General features: G+C 70.6%; 17 protein-coding genes. 11 read left to right on the forward strand and 6 right to left on the reverse strand.

The genetic code is table 11. From position 1 onward, the window contains the following. Window positions 1–6 precede the first annotated feature (6 nt). Both D7Y11_RS05225 and D7Y11_RS05230 read left to right on the forward strand, forming a co-directional pair. Entirely contained in the window at window positions 7–954 is a 948-nt protein-coding gene (locus D7Y11_RS05225) for a serine hydrolase (protein WP_126933162.1), read from the forward strand. Window positions 955–1,247: 293 nt separating this feature from the next. Then, window positions 1,248–2,324, forward strand: a complete 1,077-nt coding sequence (locus D7Y11_RS05230) for a nitronate monooxygenase family protein (protein ID WP_121753343.1) — start codon at window positions 1,248–1,250, stop codon at window positions 2,322–2,324. A 1-nt stretch (window position 2,325) separates the two neighbouring features. Here D7Y11_RS05230 and opgC read toward each other — a convergent pair whose 3' ends face one another. After that, window positions 2,326–3,435: an OpgC domain-containing protein gene (gene opgC / locus D7Y11_RS05235; RefSeq protein ID WP_120576465.1), complete on the reverse strand. Its 1,110-nt coding sequence runs from the start codon at window positions 3,433–3,435 to the stop codon at window positions 2,326–2,328. 85 nt (window positions 3,436–3,520) lie between these two features. On the opposite strand from opgC, the gene D7Y11_RS05240 reads away from it, so the two are divergent. The 8 genes from D7Y11_RS05240 to D7Y11_RS05280 all read left to right on the forward strand — a co-directional run bounded on the left by D7Y11_RS05240 (window position 3,521) and on the right by D7Y11_RS05280 (window position 17,539). Continuing rightward, window positions 3,521–4,852: an AHH domain-containing protein gene (locus D7Y11_RS05240; RefSeq protein ID WP_126933163.1), complete on the forward strand. Its 1,332-nt coding sequence runs from the start codon at window positions 3,521–3,523 to the stop codon at window positions 4,850–4,852. Next, complete coding sequence (locus tag D7Y11_RS05245) at window positions 4,849–5,448, forward strand: DUF1629 domain-containing protein (protein ID WP_211486776.1); 600 nt, start codon at window positions 4,849–4,851, stop codon at window positions 5,446–5,448. Before D7Y11_RS05240 ends, D7Y11_RS05245 begins: the two co-directional genes overlap by 4 nt. Window positions 5,449–6,055: 607 nt before the next feature. Continuing rightward, a complete protein-coding gene (locus D7Y11_RS05255; RefSeq protein ID WP_306770415.1) occupies window positions 6,056–7,255 on the forward strand; it encodes an AHH domain-containing protein in 1,200 nt (399 codons plus the stop codon). A 131-nt stretch (window positions 7,256–7,386) separates the two neighbouring features. Beyond that, complete coding sequence (locus D7Y11_RS05260; RefSeq protein ID WP_306770416.1) at window positions 7,387–7,854, forward strand: DUF1629 domain-containing protein; 468 nt, start codon at window positions 7,387–7,389, stop codon at window positions 7,852–7,854. A gap of 363 nt (window positions 7,855–8,217) precedes the next feature. Next, on the forward strand, window positions 8,218–8,634 hold the full coding sequence (rnk, locus tag D7Y11_RS05265) for a nucleoside diphosphate kinase regulator (protein WP_121753342.1): 417 nt from the start codon (window positions 8,218–8,220) through the stop codon (window positions 8,632–8,634). Between the two features lie 221 nt (window positions 8,635–8,855). Then, window positions 8,856–10,625 (forward strand): OmpA family protein, encoded by a 1,770-nt coding sequence (locus D7Y11_RS05270; RefSeq protein ID WP_120577658.1) that lies wholly within the window; start codon window positions 8,856–8,858, stop codon window positions 10,623–10,625. Between the two features lie 60 nt (window positions 10,626–10,685). Continuing rightward, the gene (locus D7Y11_RS05275; protein WP_126933165.1) at window positions 10,686–13,874 is read left to right on the forward strand and encodes a DUF4215 domain-containing protein; all 3,189 of its coding nucleotides are present in this window, start codon (window positions 10,686–10,688) and stop codon (window positions 13,872–13,874) included. 122 nt (window positions 13,875–13,996) lie between these two features. Further along, complete coding sequence (locus D7Y11_RS05280; RefSeq protein ID WP_126933166.1) at window positions 13,997–17,539, forward strand: serine/threonine-protein kinase; 3,543 nt, start codon at window positions 13,997–13,999, stop codon at window positions 17,537–17,539. A 5-nt stretch (window positions 17,540–17,544) separates the two neighbouring features. Here the strand turns inward: D7Y11_RS05280 and D7Y11_RS05285 are convergent, their stop codons facing one another. The 4 genes from D7Y11_RS05285 to D7Y11_RS05300 all read right to left on the reverse strand — a co-directional run bounded on the left by D7Y11_RS05285 (window position 17,545) and on the right by D7Y11_RS05300 (window position 20,597). Then, window positions 17,545–17,904 (reverse strand): hypothetical protein, encoded by a 360-nt coding sequence (locus tag D7Y11_RS05285; protein WP_126933167.1) that lies wholly within the window; start codon window positions 17,902–17,904, stop codon window positions 17,545–17,547. Between the two features lie 137 nt (window positions 17,905–18,041). Beyond that, complete coding sequence (locus D7Y11_RS05290; RefSeq protein ID WP_233604992.1) at window positions 18,042–18,419, reverse strand: hypothetical protein; 378 nt, start codon at window positions 18,417–18,419, stop codon at window positions 18,042–18,044. Between the two features lie 141 nt (window positions 18,420–18,560). Then, window positions 18,561–18,935: a hypothetical protein gene (locus D7Y11_RS05295; protein WP_233597094.1), complete on the reverse strand. Its 375-nt coding sequence runs from the start codon at window positions 18,933–18,935 to the stop codon at window positions 18,561–18,563. An 18-nt stretch (window positions 18,936–18,953) separates the two neighbouring features. Then, entirely contained in the window at window positions 18,954–20,597 is a 1,644-nt protein-coding gene (locus D7Y11_RS05300; RefSeq protein WP_120577662.1) for a sigma 54-interacting transcriptional regulator, read from the reverse strand. A gap of 212 nt (window positions 20,598–20,809) precedes the next feature. Here D7Y11_RS05300 and D7Y11_RS05305 point away from each other — a divergent pair, with 212 nt between their 5' ends. Next, entirely contained in the window at window positions 20,810–21,523 is a 714-nt protein-coding gene (locus D7Y11_RS05305) for an HAD family phosphatase (RefSeq protein WP_120577663.1), read from the forward strand. On the opposite strand, the gene D7Y11_RS05310 is transcribed toward D7Y11_RS05305, so the two are convergent. Then, the gene (locus D7Y11_RS05310; protein ID WP_233604991.1) at window positions 21,495–22,247 is read right to left on the reverse strand and encodes a hypothetical protein; all 753 of its coding nucleotides are present in this window, start codon (window positions 22,245–22,247) and stop codon (window positions 21,495–21,497) included. The two genes, D7Y11_RS05305 and D7Y11_RS05310, sit on opposite strands and share 29 nt — an antisense overlap. Between the last annotated feature and the right edge of the window lie 39 nt (window positions 22,248–22,286).

Raw genomic sequence — 22,286 nt, forward strand, 5'->3', positions numbered from 1 at the left:
TCGTGGATGCGGACGGTGCTGCTCTGGGCAGGGCTCCTGGCGGTGGGTGGTTGCGCGACGAAGCCGGAGGCGGGCGCTCCTCCACGTGAGTCCCTGAAGGCGGTGGTGGAGTCGCTGGCGGGCGAGGCCACGCGCCTGTCGCCCGGGACGGACCTGTCGCTCGCGGTGATGGACCTGCGCACGGGGGAGACGGCGAGCGTCTCCGGCCTGGAGCCGCACATCTCCGCCAGCTCCGCGAAGGTGTTCTGGGTGGCGGCGGCGTTGGGACAGCGGGACCTGGCGACGGTGGCACCGCTCGCGGAGAAGGTGTTCCGCACGTCGGACAACGAAGCATCCGGCGAGGTCATCGACCTGGTGGGCGGCCCGGATGCCATCAATGTCTATCTTCGCGGCCTGGGCCTGGAGCACACGGCGCTGACGAAGTGGAACTACGGCCGGGAGCGCTGGGCGACGAACTCTCCGCGCGTGATGGGGCGGGACAACTACTTCTGCGCGGACGACATGGTGTCGTTCCTGGCGCGGTTGGACCGCCGGGAGTTGTTGGAGCCGGAGCCCACGGCGCGGCTGCTGAAGTGGATGGAACTGACGCCTCGGGACGGCTGCGGCGGCTGGCTGGGAACGCGCCTGCCCGCGAGCGCCCGCGCGTCGCTCCAACACAAGGGCGGGTGGCTGCCGCCGGGATGCTGTGGAGATGACGCGCGCTACAACGTGCTCAATGAAGTGGGGCTGGTGACGTTGCCGGACGGAGGACGGTATGCGGTGGCCATCCTGGCCTCGCGAGGACCGGACTGGCCGAAGCAGGCGTTCTTCGTGGAGCGCGCGTCGTGTGTCCTGTACCGGCACCTGGCGAAGGACGCGGCGCTGGATTGTGGGGAGGCCGTGGCTCGGGCGGGCGGCCCGGTACCCATCGTGTTGGAGCCCGGGGCCCCCGCGCCGAACTACGACTGCGAATGAGAAGGTGAGAACCCAGCGGGCCCCCGCCGGAGGCGGACCGCGAAAACCTGTCCGACTGTCGGACAGGTTCGGACAATGGACACCTGTCGGACCGTCGGACAGGCCGGGACCGCGCGGCGGAAACCTGTCCGACAGTCGGACAGGTTTTGCCAGTTCGGGCAGGAGAGGCGGACGAAACGCTCCGTGCCTGGCATGGACCGTGAAAGCAGGACTGATGATTCTGTCTTGCGCGGGGCGCCAAGGTGAAGCCAGGCCGTTAATGCTGTCCGACGTGAGTCACGGGAGGTGGGGCCATGATGGATCCGCAGGCGTGGCGTAGGTTCTCGGAGCGGCTTGGGGTGGTGCATTCGATCATCCAGGCTCCGATGGCAGGGGGCCTGACGCCGCCGGAGTTGGTCGCGGCGGTGTCGGAGGCAGGAGGCCTGGGCTCGCTGGGCGCCGCGTACGTGCAGCCGGAGGACATCGTCCAGCAGGCCCGCGCGGTGCGCTCACTCACCTCTCGGCCCTACGCCATCAACCTCTTCGCTCCCCAGCCCGCGGTGGCTCCCGCGGACCCGGGGCCCACGCTCGCCATCATCGAGCGCTTCCATGCCGCGCTGGGGCTGCCTCCTCCCGTGATTCCGGCGGCGGCGATGCCGGACTTCGCGAAGCAGGTGGAGGCCGTGCTCGACGCGGCGCCCACGGTGTTCAGCTTCACCTTCGGCATTCCGCCCGCGCCAGTGCTGGAAGCGTTCCGGTCGCGCGGCAGCCTTGTCGTGGGCACGGCGACGAACGTGCGCGAGGCCCAGGCCCTGGAGGCCGCGGGCGTGGATGCGATTGTCGCGCAGGGGTCGGAGGCGGGAGGCCACCGGGGCTCCTTCGGCGGTTCGTTCGAGGCGGGCATGGTGGGCACGATGGCGCTCGTGCCTCAGATGGTGGACGCCGTGCGGGTGCCGGTCATCGCCAGCGGCGGCATCATGGATGGACGAGGCATCGCGGCGGCCCGGATGCTGGGCGCGGCGGCCGTGCAGCTGGGCACGGCGTTCCTGCGGTGCCAGGAGTCCAGCGCGGCGGCGGCCCACAAGGCGCTGTTGCGCGAGGCCCGGGATGAATCGTCACGCATCACCCGCGCCTTCTCCGGCCGCCCGGCCCGCGCGATTCCCAACGAGCTGACGACCACGCTGGAGGAGGCCGGAGCCATCCTGCCGTTCCCGCAGCAGCACGGAGCCACGCGCACGCTGCGGGCCGCGTCGTCGAAGCAGAACGACACTCGCTTCATGGCCCTGTGGGCGGGGCAGGGCATTGGCCTCTCGCGAGAGGGCCCCGCGGCGGACCTGGTGCGTGCCCTGGTGGTGGAGACCGACGCCGCGCTGGCCGCCGTGCGCGGCTGACTCAGGACGTTGACGGCGGGCCCACGCTCCGGCCCGCGATGCGCTGGCGCAGCGCCACGAAGTACATGCTGCAGAACGTGGCCACGAGGACCGCGACTTCATCCCAGTAGTCCAGCGGGTCCTCGTTCTCGTCCAGCAGCGACAGGCTGAGCAGGCACAGCACCACGTGCACGGCGAACACGGGCAGCGACGCCTGTCCCAGCGCCTCCAGAACCTTGGGACGCAGCCATTGGAACAGGCGGGGCGCGAGCCAACTCGCCAGCAGCGCCACGGCCAGGAAGTTCACGAGCCGCAGCGGCGCGAGCGACCACTTGTCGAACAGCACCCCCGCGGCGCCCAGGTCCACGTCGAGGTGGCGCACGACGAAGAACCCCAGGCTGACGACGATGGCGCCCGTGAGGAGCCGGCGGGACACGGGCTCGCGCTGCTCCGGCGCGGTGGCGCGGGCCACGCCCATCCACACCCCGAGCACCCAGAGGAACTGCCACGCGAACAGGTCGAACGCGCCCGACAGGTCGATGCTCAACGGCGGCCACGGCAGCACGGGGATGGCGACGAGCAGGTCATACAGGGCGCGCTTGAGGCCCACCTGCGCCCAGACCCAGATGAGGGCGCTCAGCCCCAGCACCCGGGACCAGCCCTCCTTGCGCGCACCGAGCAGCACGGCGGGAGTGAGCAGCAGCAGCACGACATAGAGCGGAAGGATGTCGAGCAGCGGGGGACAGTAGAGGAGGAACAGGCTGCTCCACAGGGCGGTGAACGGGTCCTGATGGAAGAACCCGAGCAGGTTGTGGATGGCGGGCCTGCGCGCGGCGACGCCCAGCGTGGCGATGATGGTGAACGCGAAAGAGAGCAGGGCGACGTGGTAGCCGTACACCTTGAGGGCGCGGCTCCAGAGGCTCTTGAACATCGCCACGGGGCTCGAGGTCCCCAGCTTCTTCGCGTGCACCACGCCCACGAGGAACGCGGAGAGGAACACGAAGCCCTCGGCGGCGGACACGAAGCCGAACGGCTGATTGCCGATGACACTCAGCCGGGTGGGCAGGTGCGTCAGCGTCATCAGGACGAGCAGCACTCCGCGCAGGCTGTCGAACTCGGGGCGGCGTTTCATGGCGGGTAGACTCTCTTCACCCATGCCACAGCCCCACGTCCCGGGTAAACCGCACCGGTCGCTCGGATCCAGTGCCACTGTCCGGATGACGCACGCGGCCGTCATCGCGTGGATGCTGCTCGTGGGGACCGGCTGTGCGGCGTCCCGAAACGTGCGGCTCGGTACGGGCCGAGGACCCACCCGTGTCCACACGCCGCAGCGGGACGTCCGGCCCGTGGCGCTGGACGAAGACGCCTTCGTGTCCGCGGTCTCGGGGCTCGCACGCGCCGCGCCTGTTTCCTCGTACCCCATGGAGGCGGCCCGCCGGCTGCTGGCGGCTTCGCTTCCGTCACGTCCCTATGCCCACGTGCGTGGACACCTGGGGCTCGTCTCCGTGCAGGAGCCTGGGCGCGGACACCTCCGGCTCAGTGATGCTCCAGAGACGGAGCTGGCGGCGGCGTATGGCCGGTGGTGCAAGCGCAAGGCGCTCGATGGCGATTGTCTCCACCTGTTGGAGCGAGGGGCCACGCTGGATGAGGACGGCAAGCGCACGCTGGCCTTCTCCATCGCGTTGGACTCGGTGTGGGACGAGACGGAGGACGCGCTACGGGGCATGACGGATCGCGGAGCGGTGCTCTCCATGATCGTCACGACTGGCGCCTTGTACCTGGGCTTGTGGCTGTTGCCGGAGCCCGTGTCGAAGGGCGTCGCCGCGACGATGACGGCGGTGCTCATCGCCTATTTGGGCGTCGACACGGTGTGGAGCCTCATCCAGGGATGGATGCGGCTCGCGGACGCCGTGGCGGAGGCCACGACCTTCGATGAGCTTCGGGACGCAGGGGAGCAGTACGGCGAGGTGATGGGCCAGAACGCCGCGCGGGCCTTCGTCATGCTGGCCACGGCGGCGCTGGGCAGTACTGCGGAGACGCTTGCCGCGAAGGTGCCCACGCTGCCCGGTTCGGCGCAGGCGTCACTCGTGGGCGTGGCGGAGGGCGGCTTCCGGCTGGGGGCGGTCGCGCAGGTGGAGTCCGTCGCCGTGTCCGCGACGGGTGACATCCTGCTCACCCTGGCGCCGGGCGTGGTAGCGACCGGCGGGCCCGTGGACGTGCCGGGGCCGAAGCACCACATCGCTTCCGACAAGTTCAGCACGTCCACCGCGAACGGAGGCCCGTGGACGCCTCGCTATCAACAACTCTTCGACAAGGGCGGGATGTCCCTGAACGACCCGGAGAACCAGGTTCATGTTCCGGGGCACAGGGGGCCGCATCCGCAGGAGTACCACGCGGAGGTCTTTGAACGGTTGAGGCTCGCGACCAGCACATGCCGGACGATTCAGCAGTGCCGGGTCGACCTGACGCAGGCGCTGCGGATCCTCGCGAAGGAACTCGCGACGGAGAACACCTGGCTCAACAAGCTGGTCACCCGGAGTGGTGGATGAGGCAGGATGCCCGCGTGACGCCCCGGTACTTCAAGCTCACGGACGACGTGACACTGCCCGGCCGCTGGGAGCTTGGAACGCCCGTGGATGCCCAGGGGCAGGACCACGGCTCGTGGCTGTTCATGCAGGGAACTCCCGCGCAGGTGGAGGGCGCGCTGCGCGTTCCGTCCTATGCGCGGGGAAGGGCGCTCGACTTCTCGCTCGCGGACGCGGGTGCTGTCCCTATCGTTTCCCAACGGGTCGCGGAGGTTCTGTCCCGACTGGCTCCGGGGGACGTGGAGTTGTTCCCGGTCACGTTGGAGGGCGCCCCGGACCCGTACTTCCTCGTCAACGTTGTGCGCGTCGTGAAGTGCATCGACGACACCGCTTCGGGCGAGGTGCGCTATTGGACGCCGGAGGATGGACGGCCCGAGCGGGTCGGCACCTATCAAGCGGTTCATCGGCTGCGCATCGACCCTGCCAGGACGGGGGACGCGAAGGTCTTCCGCACTTGGGGCTGGCTCATCGCGCTCATCGTCTCCGAGGACATCAAGCTCGCGCTCGAATCCATCGGTGCCACGGGCGTGCAATTCAAGGACGTGTCCCCGCTCCGCTGAAGTCCGCGCCTCCGTGCGTCACGGCGACTGTCCGCCATGCCACCCGTTTCCCGCGGCTCGGTTGCAATCAGGGAGGACGCAGCTGCATCCAGCGCTTCACCTCAGCCGCAGCCCCCGGGTCCCTCGTGAGATGACGGTGTCGTTCACAGCTTGCCTGCAGCGTGCTTCGCTCCGGGTCTCCGTATGTGGCCGATAAGACGCGTGAGGTGACGCTCGTCTATCCAAGGACGTCAACAGCGACTCGGGCCGCATCTTCATCCTCGCCCGTGGGCAGCGCCGCCTTGTGGGCGGGGCAGGGTATTGGCCTGTCACGCGAGGGCTGGGCCCTGGTGACGGAGACCGAAGCCGCGCCGTCCGCAGTGTGCGGCCAATTCAGTAAGGCGAGGGAGAGGCTCGAGATAGACTTCACTCACCCATGCCGCAGGCCCACGTCCCGGGTAAACCGCACCGGTCGCTCGGATCCAGTGTCACTGTCCGGATGACGCACGCAGCCGTCATCGCGTGGATGCTGTTCGTAGGGACCGGCTGTGCGGCGTCCCGGACCGTGCGGCTCAGTGCGGGTCGAGAACCCACCCGTGTCCACACGCCACAGCGGGGCGTCCGGCCCGTGGCGCTGGACGAAGACGCCTTCGTGTCCGCGGTCGCGGGGCTCGCACGCACCGCGCCTGTTTCCTCGTACCCCATGGAGGCGGCCCGCCGGCTGCTGGCAGCTTCGCTTCCGTCACGCCCCTACGCTCACGTGCGTGGGCACCTGGGACTCATCTCCGTGCAGGAGCCTGGGCGCGGACACCTCCGACTCAACGATGCACCGGAGGTGGAGCTGGCGGCGGCGTATGGCCGATGGTGCAAACGCAAGGCGCTCACTGGCGATTGTCTCCACCTGCTGGAGCGCGGGTCTACGTTGGATGAGGACGGCAAGCGCACGCTGGCCTTCTCCATCGCGTTGGACTCGGTGTGGGACGAGACGGAGGACGCACTGCGCGGGATGACGGATCGCGGGGCGGTGCTCTCCATGATCGTCACGACCGGCGCCCTGTATCTGGGATTGTGGCTGTTGCCCGAGCCGGTGTCGAAGGGCGTCGCGGCGACGATGACGGCGGTGCTCATCGCGTACCTGGGCGTCGACACGGTGTGGAGCCTCATCCAGGGATGGATGCGGCTCTCGGAGGCGGTGGTGGAGGCCACGACCTTCGACGAGCTTCGGGACGCGGGGGAGCAGTACGGCGAGGTGCTGGGTGAGAACGCCGCGCGGGCCTTCGTCATGCTGGCCACGGCGGCGTTGGGCAGTACGGCGGAGACGCTGGCCGCGAAGCTGCCCAAGCTGCCCGGTTCGGCGCAGGCGTCACTCGTGGGCGTGGCGGAGGGCGGCTTCCGACTGGGCGCGGTCTCTCAGGTGGAGTCCGTGGCCATGTCCACGACGGGGGACATCCTGCTCACCCTGGCGCCGGGCGCGGTGGCGACCGGTGGGCCTGTGGAGGTGCCAGGACCCAAGCACCATATCGCCTCGGACAAGTTCAGCACGTCCACCGCGAACGGTGGCCCGTGGACTCCGCGCTACCAGCGGATCTTCGACAAGGGCGGGATGTCACTGAACGATCCCGAGAACCAGGTGGACGTTCCCGGCCATCGAGGTCCGCATCCTCGCGAGTACCATGAAAGAGTCCATCAGCGACTTGAACAGGTAACGTCGACCTGCAAAACCATCGACCAATGCCGAGAGGCGTTGAAAGGTGCGCTGCGCGTTCTGGCGAGTGAAATCGTCCAGAAGGGCAGTTTCCTCAACAAGCTGGTGACCCGCACGGAGTGAGTGCAGGAACCCGACCCATGTCCTTGCGATATTTCGAACTCGCTGATGACGTGTACATTGAGGGCCGCTGGGAACTGGGGCATCCACAGGACGCCCAGGGGCGGGACCTTGAGGACTCCTGGCAGTTCAGGATGGGTCGACCAAGCTCGTGGGAAGGAAGCCTGCGGGTCCCGGTGGAGATTCCAGGCAATACGCTTGACTACTCCCATGCGGCATTCGGCACGCCGGTGGTCACCTCCCGGGTCGCCGCCATCTTCGAGCGGTTGGCTCCGAACGACATCCAGCTCTTCCCCGTGAACATCGAGGGACAGTCCGATGACTTCTTCATCTTGAACGCCATTCGTCGCGTGAACTGCATCGACGATGAGGCTTCGGAGGAAGCGCGGTACTGGACGCCCAAGAATGGGCTGACGGAGAAGGTAGGAACCTATCTCTCCGTCTGGGGCATGCGCATCGACACCACACGGCTCGGTAGCGCGAGGGTCTTCCGGCCCCTGCACTGGGAAGTGGTCCTCGTCATCCCCGAGGACATCAAGCTCGCGCTGGAATCGATTGGCGCCACGGGTGTTCAGTTCAAGGACGTGTCCCCGCTCCGCTGATTTCCGCGCCTCCGTGCGTCACGGCGACTGTCCGCCAGGCCGCTTGTTTCCGAGGCTCGGTTGCAATCAGGGCGCACACGGCTACATTCAGCACTTCACCGCAGTCGCAACCCCCGGGTTCCTCGTCAGATGACGGTTTCGCTCACAGCCTGCCTGCAGCGTGCTCCGCGCCGGATTTCCGTGCGCCGGACGCTGCCCGCGCACGGCCGAGCCACCGCCTGGCTTGTCACCCACGCCGCCCGTCTCGCGTAGCTCAAGACGGACGGCGTCCGCTCCACCCCCACTGAACCTTCGCGCCACGCACGCCCACCTTTCCAGGTGTGCATGCCGTCCCCATCCCCCTTCCCACAGGAGGCAATCGCCATGACCCACGACCACTCCCTCATTGTCACCGACACCGACCTGCAGCGCCTGGAGCGCGTCGTCGAACAATACGGCAACGCCCGCAACGCCGAACTCGTGGAGCAGCTGGAGTCCGAGCTCGCCCGCGCCGTCGTCACGTCCTCCAGCACCATTCCCCGCGACGTCGTCACCATGAACAGCACCGTCGTCTATGAAGACGGAGAGGCCGGCGAGACGCGCGAAGTCACGCTCGTCTATCCCAAGGACGCCAACAGCGACGCCGGCCGCATCTCCATCCTCGCCCCCGTGGGCAGCGCCCTCCTGGGCCTGTCCGTGGGCCAGACCGTGGAGTGGCCCCTCCCCCAGGGCCGCACCCGCCGCCTGCGCATCATCGCCGTGCCCTACCAGCCGGAGGCCGCCGGTCACTTCCACCTGTAGGCTCCGCGTCCTCCCATGACGCGTCAGCGCCGTGTCCGCGTCCCGCGCTGACGCGTCATTCCCACCCCCGGGGAGGCCGGCCCCCGCCGCATCCCCGCGTGATTGCTGGACGTTGTCTTCCGAACACCTCCTGGCCCCTGGCATGCAACCGCCTGCGTACCCCTCGCCTGGCGAAGGGACGCGCGACGCTCTTGCGTCCGCGTGTGCATGTGGAGGAACGCTTGTTCGCACGAAGGCATCACCTGGGGCTCGGAGGACTGGCCGTCCTCTGCGCCTTCAGCGCCCAGGCCCAGAGCACCATTCCGGGCATCGAACTGGAGCGCCTGCAGCTCAACCCCGCCATGCGTGACAGCCTCGTGCTGTCCACCGGTGACCTGCTCCCCGCGGGTCAGTTCCGCATCGGGTTGACGGCGCACTACGAGAACCGGCCCCTCGTCCTGGTGGAGAACGACGAGCGGCAGGCCGACATCATCTCCAACCGCGTGACGACGCACATCACCGCGGCGTACTCCCTCACGAACTGGCTGGAATTGGGCGCGCAGGTGCCCATCGTCGCCCAGTGGGGCCCGGAGACCGCGTCGAATGGCGTGTCCCGTCCCACCACCAGCGCGCTCGGCACGCCGTGGGTCCAGGCGCGCGTGGGCTTCCTCTCCGAGAGCCGGGGCGGACCGATGGACCTGGGTCTGCACCTGGCCGCGGCCCTGCCCCTGGGCAGCAAGGCCGCCCTCACCCGCGACGAGGGCTTCACCTTCTCCCCGCGCCTGGGCGCCGGCAAGCAGCTGGGCGGCACCTTCCGCGTGGGCGCGGACGTCGGCGCGCTCGTGCGCACGAAGACGTACGCGCTGACGCCGCAGACGCAGCCCTACCTCGACGAGATGGGCGTGGAGGTCAACGGCGGCGTCAACCTGTCCGCCGCCCTCTGGGGCCTGCGCGAAGAGGTCATCCTGCGCGGCACCATTCCCACCCAGGACTCGCCCAGCTCGATGGAAGCGCTCCTGGGCCTGCGCGTCCCCACCGCTGACGGCACCGAGGTGTACGTCATGGGCGGCCCGGGCTTTGGCCAGACGCCAGGCACGCCGCGCTTCCGCGTGCTCGCCGGTGTGTCCTTCGGCACGCCTCCCGCGCCCAAGGGCCCCGTCTGTATCGCGGGCCAGCCCCACGTGGCCGCCGAGTGTCCCGACCTGGATGCCGACGGCGACGGCGTGAAGAACAGCGACGACCAGTGCCCCACGACGGCCGGCCTGGCGCAGCTCCAGGGCTGCCCGGACAAGGACGACGACCAGGACGGCATCCCCAACCTGGCGGACAAGTGCCCCACGCAGGCGGAGAACAAGAACGGCTTCGAGGACGAGGACGGCTGCCCGGACGACCCTGACTCCGATGGGGACGGCATCGTGGACTCCAAGGACCAGTGCCCGAAGGAGCCGGAGACGTTCAACGGCTACAAGGACAAGGACGGCTGCCCGGACGTGGAGCCCGACCGTGACGGCGACGGCATCGTGGACCGCCTGGACAACTGCCCCGACGAGCCCGGCACCGAGGCCAACGGCGGCTGCAAGGAGGCGCCCGTCGCGCGCATCGACTCCGGCAGCATCCGCATCATGGAGGCCGTGTTCTTCGAGAACAACAAGGCCGTCATCCAGAAGCGCAGCAACGCGGTGCTCGACAAGGTCGCGTCCATCCTCGTGTCCCATCCGGACATCGAGAAGGTACGCGTGGAAGGCCACACCGACAACACCGGCAAGGCCTCCTACAACCTGGAGCTGTCCCAGAAGCGCGCCGAGGCGGTGGTGGACTACCTCGTGAGCAAGGGCGTGCAGCGTGAGCGGTTGGTGGCGCAGGGCTTCGGGCCCACGCAGCCCATCGCGGACAACGCGAAGGCGGACGGCCGCGCGAAGAACCGCCGCGTCGAGTTCAAGATCGTCGGAGAGGCCGAGGGCGTGCAGACGACGCCGGCCTCCTCCTCTTCCCCCGACACCCTTCGGAAGTAAGGCAGACCGTTCATGCTCAAGACCCTGATGCATACCCTTGTCCGGGGAGATTCACCCCGGATGGCCCTGAGCGCGGGCTTCCACGCGCTGGCCCTGTGTTCGCTGTTCCTCCTCGCGGGCTGCGAGTCGGCCACGCCGCGGCCCGCTGCCTCCGAACCCGTGCTCACGAGCCAGTCGTCCTCGCTCGTGGGTGACGGCCGGCTCCAGCCCGGCGAGCAGTGTGACGACGGCAACACGGTGAGCGGGGACGGCTGTTCGTCCACCGGCACCGTGGAGGCGGGCTACCTGTGCAACGTGCCCGGCAACGCGTGCTCGTTGGCGAGCCTGTGCGGCAACAACGTGGTGAACACCGGCGAGCTGTGCGACGACGGCGACACCGTCAGCGGCAGCAACGGCTGTTCGGCCACGTGTGATTTGTCGCTGTGTGGCAACGGCGCGTTCGACAACCGCCAGTACCCGTCCTACGCGCAGGAGATCTGCGACGACGGCAACCGCTTCGAGGGCGACGGCTGCAGCCGCCAGTGCGAAGTGGAGCCCGGCTTCGCCTGCGCGGGCAGCCCCAGCCGCTGCGTGAGGGCGGGCGTGGCGGTGTTCAACACTGGCGTGGACGCGCAGAACCGCCGCCTGCCCACGGGCGCGGTGGATACGCACTGGTTCTACTCCGGCACCACCACCGGCGCGGACACCGGCGTGCGCAACGCCAACGACTGGCCGCTGGAGATGCAGACCGCGCGCTTCATGGCGCCCCAGGGCCTGCAGACGTGCGTGTACCAGGACTTCCTCATCCCCTCGACGACCCACATCGCGCAGTTCCGCCTGCGCCTGGCCACCTTCAATGACAACCAGTTCGACGGCGCGAAGGTGAACGGCGTGGCCATCTCGCCCGTCACCGTGAACGACCCGCCCGGCCAGCCCTGGCAGAAGAACATCTTCCGTGAGTTCGGCACCAACGCGGCCTGGCACGCGGGCCTCAACCGCATCGAGCTGTGCAACGAGAACGAGGCCAGCCCGCCGAACGCCTTCCGCTACCTCTTCGTGGACGCCTACGACGACCGCTGCGGTGACGGCGCCGTCTCCCCGCGCGAGGAGTGCGACGACGGCAACACCACGGCGGGCGACGGCTGCAACGCCACCTGTGGCATCGAGTCCGGCTATGGCTGCGCCGGCGCGCCCAGCACCTGCGCCAAGACGTGCGGCAACGGCAACCTGAACCCCGGTGAGCAGTGCGACGACGGCAACACCACCGCCAACGACGGCTGCAACGCCAGCTGCCGCGTGGAAGACGGTTACGCCTGCCCCACGCCGGGCCAGGTTTGCGCGGCCACCTGCGGCAACGGCGCCATCAACGCGGGAGAGCAGTGCGACGACGGCAACGTGTTCAGCTCCGACGGCTGCTCCGCGGCGTGCCGCATCGAGACGGGCTACTCCTGCAACGGCGCCCCGTCCGTCTGCGCCCCGCTGTGCGGCAACGGCGTGCTCAACGCCGGTGAGCTGTGCGACGACGGCAACACGAACCTGAACGACGGCTGCTCCAACGCCTGCACCCTGGAGCTGGGCTATGCCTGCGCCACGCCGGGCCAGCCCTGCGCGAAGACGTGCGGCAACGGCAACATGGACCCGGGCGAGCAGTGCGACGACGGCAACCTCGCGTCCGGTGACGGCTGCGCCACCGAGTGCCGCGTGGAGGGCGGCTATGCCTGCTCCACGCCGTCCAACGGCCCCTCCGTGTGTGTCCAGTCGTGCGGCAACGGCGCCCTGGATCCGAACGAGACCTGCGACGACGCGGACCAGTCGTCCGGCGACGGCTGCTCCAATGGCTGCCGCGTGGAGCCGGGCTACAGCTGCTCGGGTCAGCCCAGCACCTGCGCCACCCTCTGCGGCGACGGCATCCGCGCGGGCTCCGAGGCGTGCGACGACGGCAACGCCACGGCGGGCGACGGCTGCAACGCCACCTGCGCCGTGGAGCCGGGCTGGAGCTGCCCCGCCCCTGGCAACGTGTGCTTCAACACCTGCGGCAACGGCACGGTGGACGTAGGCGAGTCGTGCGACGACGGCAACGCGGCCAGCGGCGACGGCTGCAACGCCACCTGCGCCGTGGAGCCGGGCTACAGCTGCAACGGCGCGCCCAGCGCCTGCGGCACCACCTGCGGCGACGGCATCCGCGCGGGCGCCGAGGTGTGCGACGACGGCAACCTGGTGGGCGGAGACACCTGCTCGCCGCGCTGCCTGCTGGAGGTGGGCCAGGCGTGCAACGCGTCCAACGTCTGCGAGGCGTACTGCGACCTGTCCACCCAGTTGTGCGTGGCGCAGGCGCCCCAGCCCGTGACGCCGGCCCCGGTCATCACCGGCCCCACGGCGAACTCCACGGTGACCACCGGCACGCCTCCCATCACCGGCACCAGCGTGCCCAACGCGCAGGTGACGGTGCGTGAGGGCGGCACCGTGGTCTGCACCGCCACCGCCGACGCGGCCGGCAACTGGACTTGCACGCCCACGACGCCGCTGGTGGATGGCCCGCACAACGTGACGGCCACGGCCGAGACGTCCACGAGCACCACCAGCCCCCCGTCCACCGCCGTCCCCTTCATCGTGGACACGGAGGTCCCGGCCCCGGTCATCACCGGCCCCGAGGCGAACACCACGGTGACCACCGGCACGCCCGCCATCACCGGCACCGGCGAGCCCGGCGCGCTGGTGACGGTGCGTGAAGGCACCACCGTCATCTGCACCGCCACCGTGGACGCGGCCGGCAAGTGGAGTTGCGTGCCCACGACGCCGCTGACGGACGGCCCGCACAGCGTGACGGCTACTGCCGAATCGCCCGCGGGCATCACCAGCCCTCCGTCCGCCACCGTCCCCTTCGTGGTGGACAGCGTGGTGCTGGACAACCAGGCCCCGGACACGTCCATCGTGAAGGGCCCGGCGCCGACCACCTCCGACCGCACGGCGGACTTCGAGTACGCCTCCACGGAAGTGGGCTCCACGTTCGAGTGCAGCCTCGACGGTGGCGCCTGGGGCCCGTGCCGTGACAGCTACACCGTCGGCGGCGGGGACCACGTCCTGCGCGTCCGCGCGGTGGACGGCAGCGGCAACACGGATGCGACCCCGGCGGAGTACACCTGGACGGTGGTGAACACGCGCGCCTTCGCGGGCGGCGGGTGCAGCACCGCGCCGGATGCCTCCTGGCTGGCCCTCCTGGGCCTGATGGGAGTGCCGGGGCTGCGCCGCCGTCAGCGCCGCGCCGCATAGCCTCGCGGAGCCCGCCGGAGGGGAGGGCCTACCCCCTTCCCGGGAGCGCCCCCTCGCTCCCTCTCATGGCGCCCTTCCGGCGGCGCTCCCGCGTCCCCCTGCCTTCCCCGTATGCTTCGTCCGTGCCCGGGGCAGGTCATCAAGCGTCTTACGAGGAGGAGGTCCTGCTCGCGCTGGACGAGGGGCTGCTGTCCTCCGAGGAGGCGGCGGCCCTGCGCGAGGAGGCCCTTCGCCTGCACCGCGGGCCCCTGGAGCTGTTGAAGGAACGGGGCCGGCTGACGGAGGACACCCTGGACCTCTTGCGGCAGGACCTGGCTCGCGGCGTCACGGACCGGGGTGAAGCGCCCATCCAGGAGGCCGCCACGCTGGGCACGGCGATTCCGTCCTCGCTGGCCGTGCATGGCGTGCCCTCGTTCCCGGTGCCCGGCTGGGACCGCTACGAGCCCGTGCGCTTCCTGGGGCAGGGCGGCATGGGGCAGGTGTTCCTGGCCTATGACCCGCTCCTGCGCCGCAACGTCGCCCTCAAGTTCGTGCGCGACGGGGACCCGGAGCTGGCCCGCCGCTTCCTGTCCGAGGCCCGCGCCCAGGCCCGCGTGCGCCACGAGCGCGTGTGCGAGGTCTACGAAGTGGGCGAGGTGCGCGGCCACGCCTTCATCGCCATGCGCTACGTGGAGGGCCCGTCGCTGGGGCAGCTCTCCAACTCGCTCACGCTGGAGCAGCGCGTCTGGGTGCTGTGCCAGGCCGCGGAGGGCGTGCACGCCGCGCACCGCGTGGGGCTGGTCCACCGCGACCTGAAGCCCGGCAACATCCTGGTGGAGCGCACGGAGGACGGAGGCTTCCACCCGTTCGTGATGGACTTCGGCCTGGCGCGGGACTGGCGCGAGGACAGCACCACCCCGAACGCGGTGCTGGGCACGCCGCACTACATGCCGCCCGAGCAGGCCCGCGGCGAAGGCCACCGCCTGGACCGCCGCGCGGACGTCTACGCGCTGGGCGCTACATTATATGCGCTGCTCACCGGGCAGCCTCCCTTCACCGGCGGGACGGAGAAGGAGGTGCTCGCGAAGCTCCAGACGGAGCCGCCTCCGCGTCCGCGCGCGCTGGAGCCGGACATCCCGGAGGACCTGGAGGCCGTCGTTCTCAAGTGCCTGGAGAAGGAGCGGCCGCTCCGCTACGACTCCGTGCGCGCCTTCACGGACGACCTGGAGCGCTTCCTGTCCGGCGAGCCGGTGCGAGCCCGCCATGGCGCGCGCTACTGGCTGGGCAAGAAGGTCCGCAAGCACCGCGCGGCGCTGGCGCTGGGTGGCACGGTGGTGGCGGTGGTGGCCGGTGCGCTCACGCAAGCGCAGCTCGCGCGCGGAGAGGTGGCCGAACGCGAGCGGCTGGCCCGCGCCTTCACCGAGCGCGTGGAGCGCATCGAGTCCTCGGCGCGCTACTCCGCCCTGTCGCGCCTGCACGACACGCGCAAGGACCGCGAGGCGCTGCGCGCGAGCATGGCCGCGCTGGAGCAGGAGATTTCCCGCGCGGGCGAGCAGGCGGTGGGCCCCGGTGAGTACGCGCTGGGCCGCGCCCTGTTCGCGCTGGATGACCTGGACGGCGCGCGAGAGAAGCTGGAGTCCGCGTGGGCGCACGGCTTCCGCGAGCCCCGCGTGGCCTGGGCGCTGGCTCAGACGCTGGGCCACCTGTACCGCGAGCAGCTGCTGCTGGACGTGGAGCGCCGAGCCCCCGCGCAGCGCGAGGCCCGGCTCAAGGAGCTGAACGGGCGCTACCGCGACCCGGCGCTCGCGTACCTGCGCCAGGCGGAGGGGCCGGACGTGCCCGCGCCGCCGTCGTTCGTGAAGGCCCTGTTCGCCTTCTACGAGGACCGGCCGGAGGACGCGCTGGCGCTGCTGGACGCGCCGGGCACGCAGTCGCCGTGGTTCTACGAGGCGCCGCTGCTGCGTGGCGACATCCTGCTCGCACGCGCCACGCGGCGCTGGAACGGCGGGGACCGCGCGGGTTCGCAGGCGGACCTGGCGCTGAGCCGCGAGGCGTACGCCGCCGCTGTCGCCACGGCGGAGAGCCAGCCCGTGGTGCACTCGGTGCTGGGGCGGTTGGAGCTGGCCGCGCTGGTGATGGAGCTGTACGGCGAGGGAAACATCCTGCCGCACTACGAGCGGGGCCTGGAGGCGCTGTCTCGCGCGCTCGCCGCCGCGCCGGACCATGCCCGCTCGCTGGTGCTGGTGTCGCGCTTCCACCGCCGGCTCGCGGAGCAGCGCACGAACCAGGGCGGGGAGGGCGTGGAGGCGCTGCTGGAGAAGTCCCTGGCCGCGCTGCGCACCGCGGAGGCCGTGGCCACGCCGAGCGAACGCATCCCGCTGGAGCGGGCCCTGACGCATCGCCAGTGGGCGCGCTACCAGCAGCTGCGCGGAGAGGACCCGCGCGGACAGCTGAAGCTCGCGATTGCCTCCTTCGAACAGCTGCGCCCGGAGGACCGCGACTACGCGTTCCACGCCAACCTGGGGCTCGCGTGGCAGGGGCAGGCGGACGCGGAGGCCGCGCGCGGCGGAGACCCGCTGCCGCTGCTGGACAAGGCCATCACTGAGTACCAATCCGCGCTCCAGCTGAGCGAGCAGCAGCCGTTCTCGTGGATCAACCTGGGCGTCGCGTACCGCAAGCGGGCGGACGCCCGGAACGCGCCGGATGCGATGGGCGACCTGCGCCTCGCGAACAGCGCGCTCACGCGGGCCCTGTCCCTCAACCCGGACAACTTCAGCGCGTGCTTCAACGGCGCGGAGGTGGCGGAGCAGCTCGCGCGAGCCCGCTACCTGAAGGGCGAGGACGTGAGCGTGGACCTGGAGCGCGCCCTGACGCTGTACCGGCAGGGGCTGGCGCTCAACGCGAAGCAGCCCGCGCTCCACAACGCGCTGGGCTCCGCGGTGTTCTGGCAGGCGGAGCTGCGCGCGGAGGAGGGCGGCGACACGAAGGCCCTGCTCGACGAGGCGAAGGCGTCCTTCGAGAAGGCCCGCGCCCTGGCGCCCACGCAGGGCTTCGCCTTCAACAACCTGGGCGAGTGGGAGGTCTTCCGCGCGGAGCTCCAGCTCGCGAAGGGCGAGGACCCGAGCGTCGCGCTGCGCGCCGCGGTGGACGACTACTCGGAGGCGCTGAAGCGGCTGCCGGACGACGCGGACCTGCTGGCGAACCTGGGCAAGGCCTGGGTGCGCCACGCGGCGTGGACGCTGTCACAGGCGGGAAATCCGGCGGCGGAGCTGACGAAGGCGGAGACGGCGCTGAACCGGGCCCGCGAGCAGAACCCGCGCCTGGGCAATGCCTGGCGCTACCTGGCGGAGGCTTCCGGCGTCCGTGCGCGTTGGATGGCGCGGGGCCACGGGGCGGCGGACGGCGAGTTCACGCGCGCGGCGGAGGCCTTCGAGGAGGCGCTGAAGCTCGACCCCAGGCTGGAGTACCGGCTCGCGGCGGCGGAGCTCCACGGCGCATGGGCGCGGTGGCGCATCCGTGAAGGGCAGGACGCGACGGCCGGGCTGACGCGAGGGCTGGCGCTGGCCGATGCGGTGGTGTCGGCCCGTCCCCGGTGGAATCACGCGCGCGAGGTGAGGGCCGGCCTGGCAGCGCTTCGTGCCGGACCCCCGACCCCGGAGAGCGTGGTCGACGCACCCACGCCCTGAGGAGACTACCGGCGGACCTCCGCCGGCGGATCGCTCGTCACATCGATGCCGCCGTTCTTGCGGTCCGATTGCCCCTCGATGGAGCTGTCGTCCTGGGCCCTGCGCGTGTGGATGCGCACCTGGAAGGGATGCATCCCGCGCTTCGCGTGGGAGGCGACGGTCAGCGGCACGGGCACCGCGTTGTCGCTGGTCAGCTTGAACGGGCTCCGCGCGGTGAAGCAATCATCGTGGTGGAGCGACACGATCGCGGTGGCGTCAGCCGCGTAACCAGCCATCACGAAGACCACCAGGTCGCCGTGCTTCACCTCCGGCGACGGGTCGTAGGTGATGTCCTGGGGGGAGAGAGTCACTGTCATGAGGGCCATAGGCCCGGACTGCACTGCATCGCCTGTACCAGTGCGCGGACCGTGAACACCGCTGGGATGTTTCACGGCCGCGACACGGGACAGGACCCCGGACACGTCAATGACAGGGCACGGTCCGGGGCTGACGTGTCCGCCGGTTAGGCGCGCTCCTCCGGCGGGTCGCTGGTCACGTCGATGCCGCCGTTCTTCCGGTCCAGCTTGAGCGGACCGACCTTGTCCTCGCTCCGGGTGCTCGACCCATCGTCGATGGTCGCGTCGAATTCGTAGATCCGCTTCACCGCCGTCATCGAGACGTTCAGCGGGGAGGTCGCCAGCGCGTGGGTCCCTCCGAGCTCGTACGGGTACGGGTTCGAGGCGGAAACGGTGAGGCAGTTCCCGTGGGGGAACGTGATGGTGGCGGTCGCGCCCGGAGGGTAGCTGCCCAGCGAGAAGATCACCGTGTCACCGTGTTTCACTTCCGGACCGGGGCTGTAGGTGACGGGAACCGTGGAGAGGTCGACTGTGATGTTGGCCATAGGTCCGCGCAGCATTGCAGCCCCCGTACCAACATGCATGGCTTGAATACGTGCTCGGATGTTTCACGGCTGCGACAGCGGACGCGCGCTCCCGGACGTGTCAGTGACACGTCACGGTCCGGGAGCTGACGTGTCCGGCGTCTACCGGAGCAGCTCCTTCGGCGGGTCGCTGGTCACGTCGATGCCGCCGTTCTTCCGGTCCCACTCGTGGCCCTTGCGGGCCTGGGACTCCTGGCCGTTGTTGAAGTCGACGTCGAAGGCATAGACCCCGCGCGAGGCCGTTAGGGCGACGGTCAGGGGCGAGGTCGCCATCGTCGCGCCTCCCAGCGTGTACGGGCCGGACGTGGTGAGGCAGGTGCCGTCGGGGAACGTCACGGTGGCGGTGGCGCTGACCGCGTTGCCCAACGTGAAGACCACCTTGTCGCCGTGCTTCACATCGGGGCTGGGGCTGTAGCTGACAGGGGTCGTGGAGACGTCGATGGTGATGGTGTTGGTGGGCATGGTGCGGGTGGACATTGCAGACGCCGTACCAGCTCAGCTCGCGTCCAATCCCAGCTCACGCACGCGGCGATGGAGCGCGCGGCGGGAGACCTCCAGCTTCTGCACCATGCGGTCCAGGTCGCCCTCGCATTCGTGGAAGCAGCGGGTGATCTCCTCCGGGCTCAGGTCGCGCGCGGTCCGCAGGAGCGAGCTCTTGTCGATGAGCACGTACACGGAGGAGCGCGGGATGCCCAGCCAGTCCGCCGTGGCCTTCAAGTCCCACGCACAGGCGCGCAGGGCCTCCAGCACCTCCTGCTCGCTCACCTCCGACGGCTTGCGCCGCGCGGGTGCGCGCGTCTCCGAAGGCGCGGGCGTGTCCTCCGAGGCAGGGGAGGGCGACCGCTCGGTCAGGGGTTGTCCGGGGATGGGGAGCGCGTCGGCGTCCAGTGACTGCTCCAGCCGCGCATCCACGCGCAGCCCGGGTAGTCCCCGGCTTCCAATCACGAGCTGCCGCGCGACGTTGCGAAGCTGGCGCACGTTGCCGGGCCACGCGGAGCGCACCAGCCGCGCGGCGAGCGACGCGGGCAGCCACGGCTCCGCGCGCGCATCCGAGGAGCTCAGCCTCCCCGCCTCGCCCGTGGACTCCAGCTCCTGGCGCGCGAAGTGGAGGAACAGCGGCGCGATGTCCTCGCGGCGCTCGCGCAGCGGTGGCACGGTGATTTCGAAGCCCGCCAGCCGGTGCAGCAGCGGGGCCTTGAAGTGGCCGTCGCGGATGTGCGCCTCCAGGTCCGCGTCCGTGGCGGTGACGAGCCGCACGTCCACGCGCACCGGGGTCTGCGCACCCACGGGATAGACCTCCTGGGTCTCCAGCACGCGCAGCAGCGCCGCCTGGACCTCCGGGGGCGCCTCCGCCACCTCGTCCAGGAAGAGCGTGCCGCCGTGGGCGGCGCGGAAGAAGCCCTCCCGGTCGCGCGCGGCGCCGGTGAACGCACCCCGCACCGCGCCGAACAGCTCCGCGGCGATGAGGTCCTTGGCCAGGGCGCCCAGGTTGACGCTGACGAAGGGCCCGGCGCGGCGCGGGCTCCGCGCGTGGAGCGCGCGCGCCACCAGCTCCTTGCCCGTACCCGTCTCGCCCCGCACCAGCACGGGGACCAGGAGGTCGGCCACGCGCAGCACGTCCTCGCGCACGCGGACGACGCCCTCGCTGTCGCCCACCATGCCCAGCCCCGCCAGCTCCGTCTGGGCACTGGCGCCGCGCACGGTGGCCTGGTGCAGCAGCAGCGCCACGCGCCCGGCGAGCACCAGCGGCACGCCTGCCACCAGCGCCTGCGCGGGGAACTCCCGCCCGCCGCGCACCGGCTCGCTGCCCACCCACACCGGCGTCCCGCCCTCCGGCACCCGCAGCCGCACGCTGCCGTCCGTCCCCGCCTCGAAGCGCACCGGAGTCCGGCTGAGGAAGGGGTCACCCAGGGGCAACGCCAGCACCGCCCCCGGACGGCTGAAGTCCGGTGCGTTGCGGGACAGGGCCACCGCGCGCTCTCCGGACAGCAACCCGTCCAGCAGCAGCCGCTCCCCGATGCGCTGGGGCTGGGCATGGCCAATGAGCGTCAACGCCGGCATCACCTGGGCGGCCTGTGAAGGCGTGCCCTGGGTGCGGACGGCGGTCGTGGAGAAGTTCGTGGGGTTCTTGAGCGGCATGGACCTCCCAGGCAGCCTACAACGGGCTGGCTGCCCCGGGGCCTGGCAGGCGGCGTTCCTTCGCGCTCCTACCTGCTCCGGCGGGGAGCCGTCCCCACGTCTGCTCGCAAGGTGGGCACGGGCCGTAGGAGCGGGAGCCACGCCCGCGCCCCATCCAATGAATAGGTTTGTGGCGCGTGCCGTGTGGTTCTTCGAGAGGGAGCGCGACCTTCATGACTCCATCGAACTCGAACATCCCTGTCTTCGGCGCCGTCCTCTTCGACCTGGACGGCGTCGTCATCGACACGACCGAACTGCACTACCGCGTCTGGGATGAGTTCGCTCGCGAGCGGGGCTACGTGCCCACGCGCGAGCAGCTGCTCGCCACCAATGGCCTGCGGGCCGGGGAGACGCTGCGCGCGTGGTTCGGCGCGGAGTTGGATGACGAGCAGGTGGCCGTGCTCACGGACGACCGGGAGCGGGCCTTCCACCGGCTGCTCGACCACGAGCCGGTGTCCCCCGTCCCCGGCGTGGGCGCCTACCTGATGTCCTTGAAGCGGGCGGGCGTGCCCTGGGCCCTGGGCACGAGCGCCCTGGCCCAGAACGCGGAGCGGGCCCTGGAGCGCGTGGGGCTGGAGCACCTGTTCCCCGTGCGCGTGACGTCCACGGACGTGTCGCGGGGCAAGCCGGATCCCGAGGTGTACCTCAAGGCCTCCGCCGCGCTGGGCGTCCCGCCGCACGCGTGCGTGGTGTTCGAGGACGCGGTGGCGGGGCTGAGGGCCGCGCGGGCCGCGGGCGCGGCGTGTGTCGCCGTCGCCACGTCGTTCCCGCGCGAGGTCCTGGTGCGCGAGCGGCCGGACTGGCTGGTGAAGGACTTCCGGGACCTGCCGCAGGCGCTGCGTCCCGGAAGTCACGGCTTCACGGCGCCGACGGCACCTCACCCGTGAGCACGCAGATGAGCGCGTCCGGGTCGCACTTCACGGGGAACAGCGGGTTGATGCCGGAGCCGCGCAGCCGGCCCGCGTCGTAGTCCGCGTACGGGTCGCACAGCGCGTCGTCCGGCAGCTTCGTGGCGCTGTTCTGGCACTTCACCACCGGCCAGATGCCCTTCACGGTGTACTCGGCGCTGCAGCCGTTCTCCGAGTACACGAGGTCCGCGGTGAACTGCGTGCCCGGAATCTCTGGCGTGTTGTAGATGCGCAGGTTGCTCCACGCGTAGCCGAAGTCCTGCGCGGGCAGCGGGCCGCCGTCAGGCGCCGTGGAAGCGGGCACCTCCAGCCGCGTGGGCGTCAGGGCCGGCACCGAGCAGAAGTGGTCCGCCCCCGGCGTCACGGAGGCGAAGGGGCCCACCGCGGTGGCGGTCGCCTTCGAGTCCTCCGTCAGCCGGGACGCGAAGTCCGCCAGCAACTTGCCCAGCCGCGCGCTGCGCACGCCCACGGTGTCGGGCGCGGCCGGGTCCGGGCTGAAGAACTTCTGCAGCCCCAGCGGCTCTGGCTTCAGCTGCGCGCAGACAAGGTCCGGGTTCTGCCCGGGCTTGAGCTGGTACGTCGCGGCGAACGAGCCGGTGGAGCCGTCCGACACGGCGCGAGCCACGACGCACTCGGGCTCCGGTTCGCTGCCGCACGCACCCACGGCGACGGCCGCCGCCGCGAGCCCTGCACTCACTGCCATCCAACGAAACTTCATCGCGGGAGTCCTCATGGCTCGAGA

Origin of the sequence: Corallococcus sp. AB018 (genome assembly GCF_003986945.1) — a bacterium.
Taxonomy (GTDB): Bacteria; Myxococcota; Myxococcia; order Myxococcales; family Myxococcaceae; genus Corallococcus; species Corallococcus exiguus.

What these genes read in the sequence shown, in the direction of transcription:
- D7Y11_RS05290 (WP_233604992.1), bottom strand. Translation starts at nt 18,419, where the DNA reads ATGGCCAACATCACAGTCGACCTCTCCACGGTTCCCGTCACCTACAGC.
- D7Y11_RS05225 (WP_126933162.1), top strand. Translation starts at nt 7, where the DNA reads ATGCGGACGGTGCTGCTCTGGGCAGGGCTCCTGGCGGTGGGTGGTTGC.
- rnk (WP_121753342.1), top strand. Translation starts at nt 8,218, where the DNA reads ATGACCCACGACCACTCCCTCATTGTCACCGACACCGACCTGCAGCGC.
- D7Y11_RS05260 (WP_306770416.1), top strand. Translation starts at nt 7,387, where the DNA reads ATGGGTCGACCAAGCTCGTGGGAAGGAAGCCTGCGGGTCCCGGTGGAG.
- D7Y11_RS05240 (WP_126933163.1), top strand. Translation starts at nt 3,521, where the DNA reads ATGACGCACGCGGCCGTCATCGCGTGGATGCTGCTCGTGGGGACCGGC.
- D7Y11_RS05245 (WP_211486776.1), top strand. Translation starts at nt 4,849, where the DNA reads ATGAGGCAGGATGCCCGCGTGACGCCCCGGTACTTCAAGCTCACGGAC.
- D7Y11_RS05275 (WP_126933165.1), top strand. Translation starts at nt 10,686, where the DNA reads ATGGCCCTGAGCGCGGGCTTCCACGCGCTGGCCCTGTGTTCGCTGTTC.
- D7Y11_RS05300 (WP_120577662.1), bottom strand. Translation starts at nt 20,597, where the DNA reads ATGCCGCTCAAGAACCCCACGAACTTCTCCACGACCGCCGTCCGCACC.
- D7Y11_RS05305 (WP_120577663.1), top strand. Translation starts at nt 20,810, where the DNA reads ATGACTCCATCGAACTCGAACATCCCTGTCTTCGGCGCCGTCCTCTTC.
- D7Y11_RS05230 (WP_121753343.1), top strand. Translation starts at nt 1,248, where the DNA reads ATGATGGATCCGCAGGCGTGGCGTAGGTTCTCGGAGCGGCTTGGGGTG.
- D7Y11_RS05285 (WP_126933167.1), bottom strand. Translation starts at nt 17,904, where the DNA reads ATGGCCCTCATGACAGTGACTCTCTCCCCCCAGGACATCACCTACGAC.
- D7Y11_RS05295 (WP_233597094.1), bottom strand. Translation starts at nt 18,935, where the DNA reads ATGTCCACCCGCACCATGCCCACCAACACCATCACCATCGACGTCTCC.
- opgC (WP_120576465.1), bottom strand. Translation starts at nt 3,435, where the DNA reads ATGAAACGCCGCCCCGAGTTCGACAGCCTGCGCGGAGTGCTGCTCGTC.
- D7Y11_RS05310 (WP_233604991.1), bottom strand. Translation starts at nt 22,247, where the DNA reads ATGGCAGTGAGTGCAGGGCTCGCGGCGGCGGCCGTCGCCGTGGGTGCG.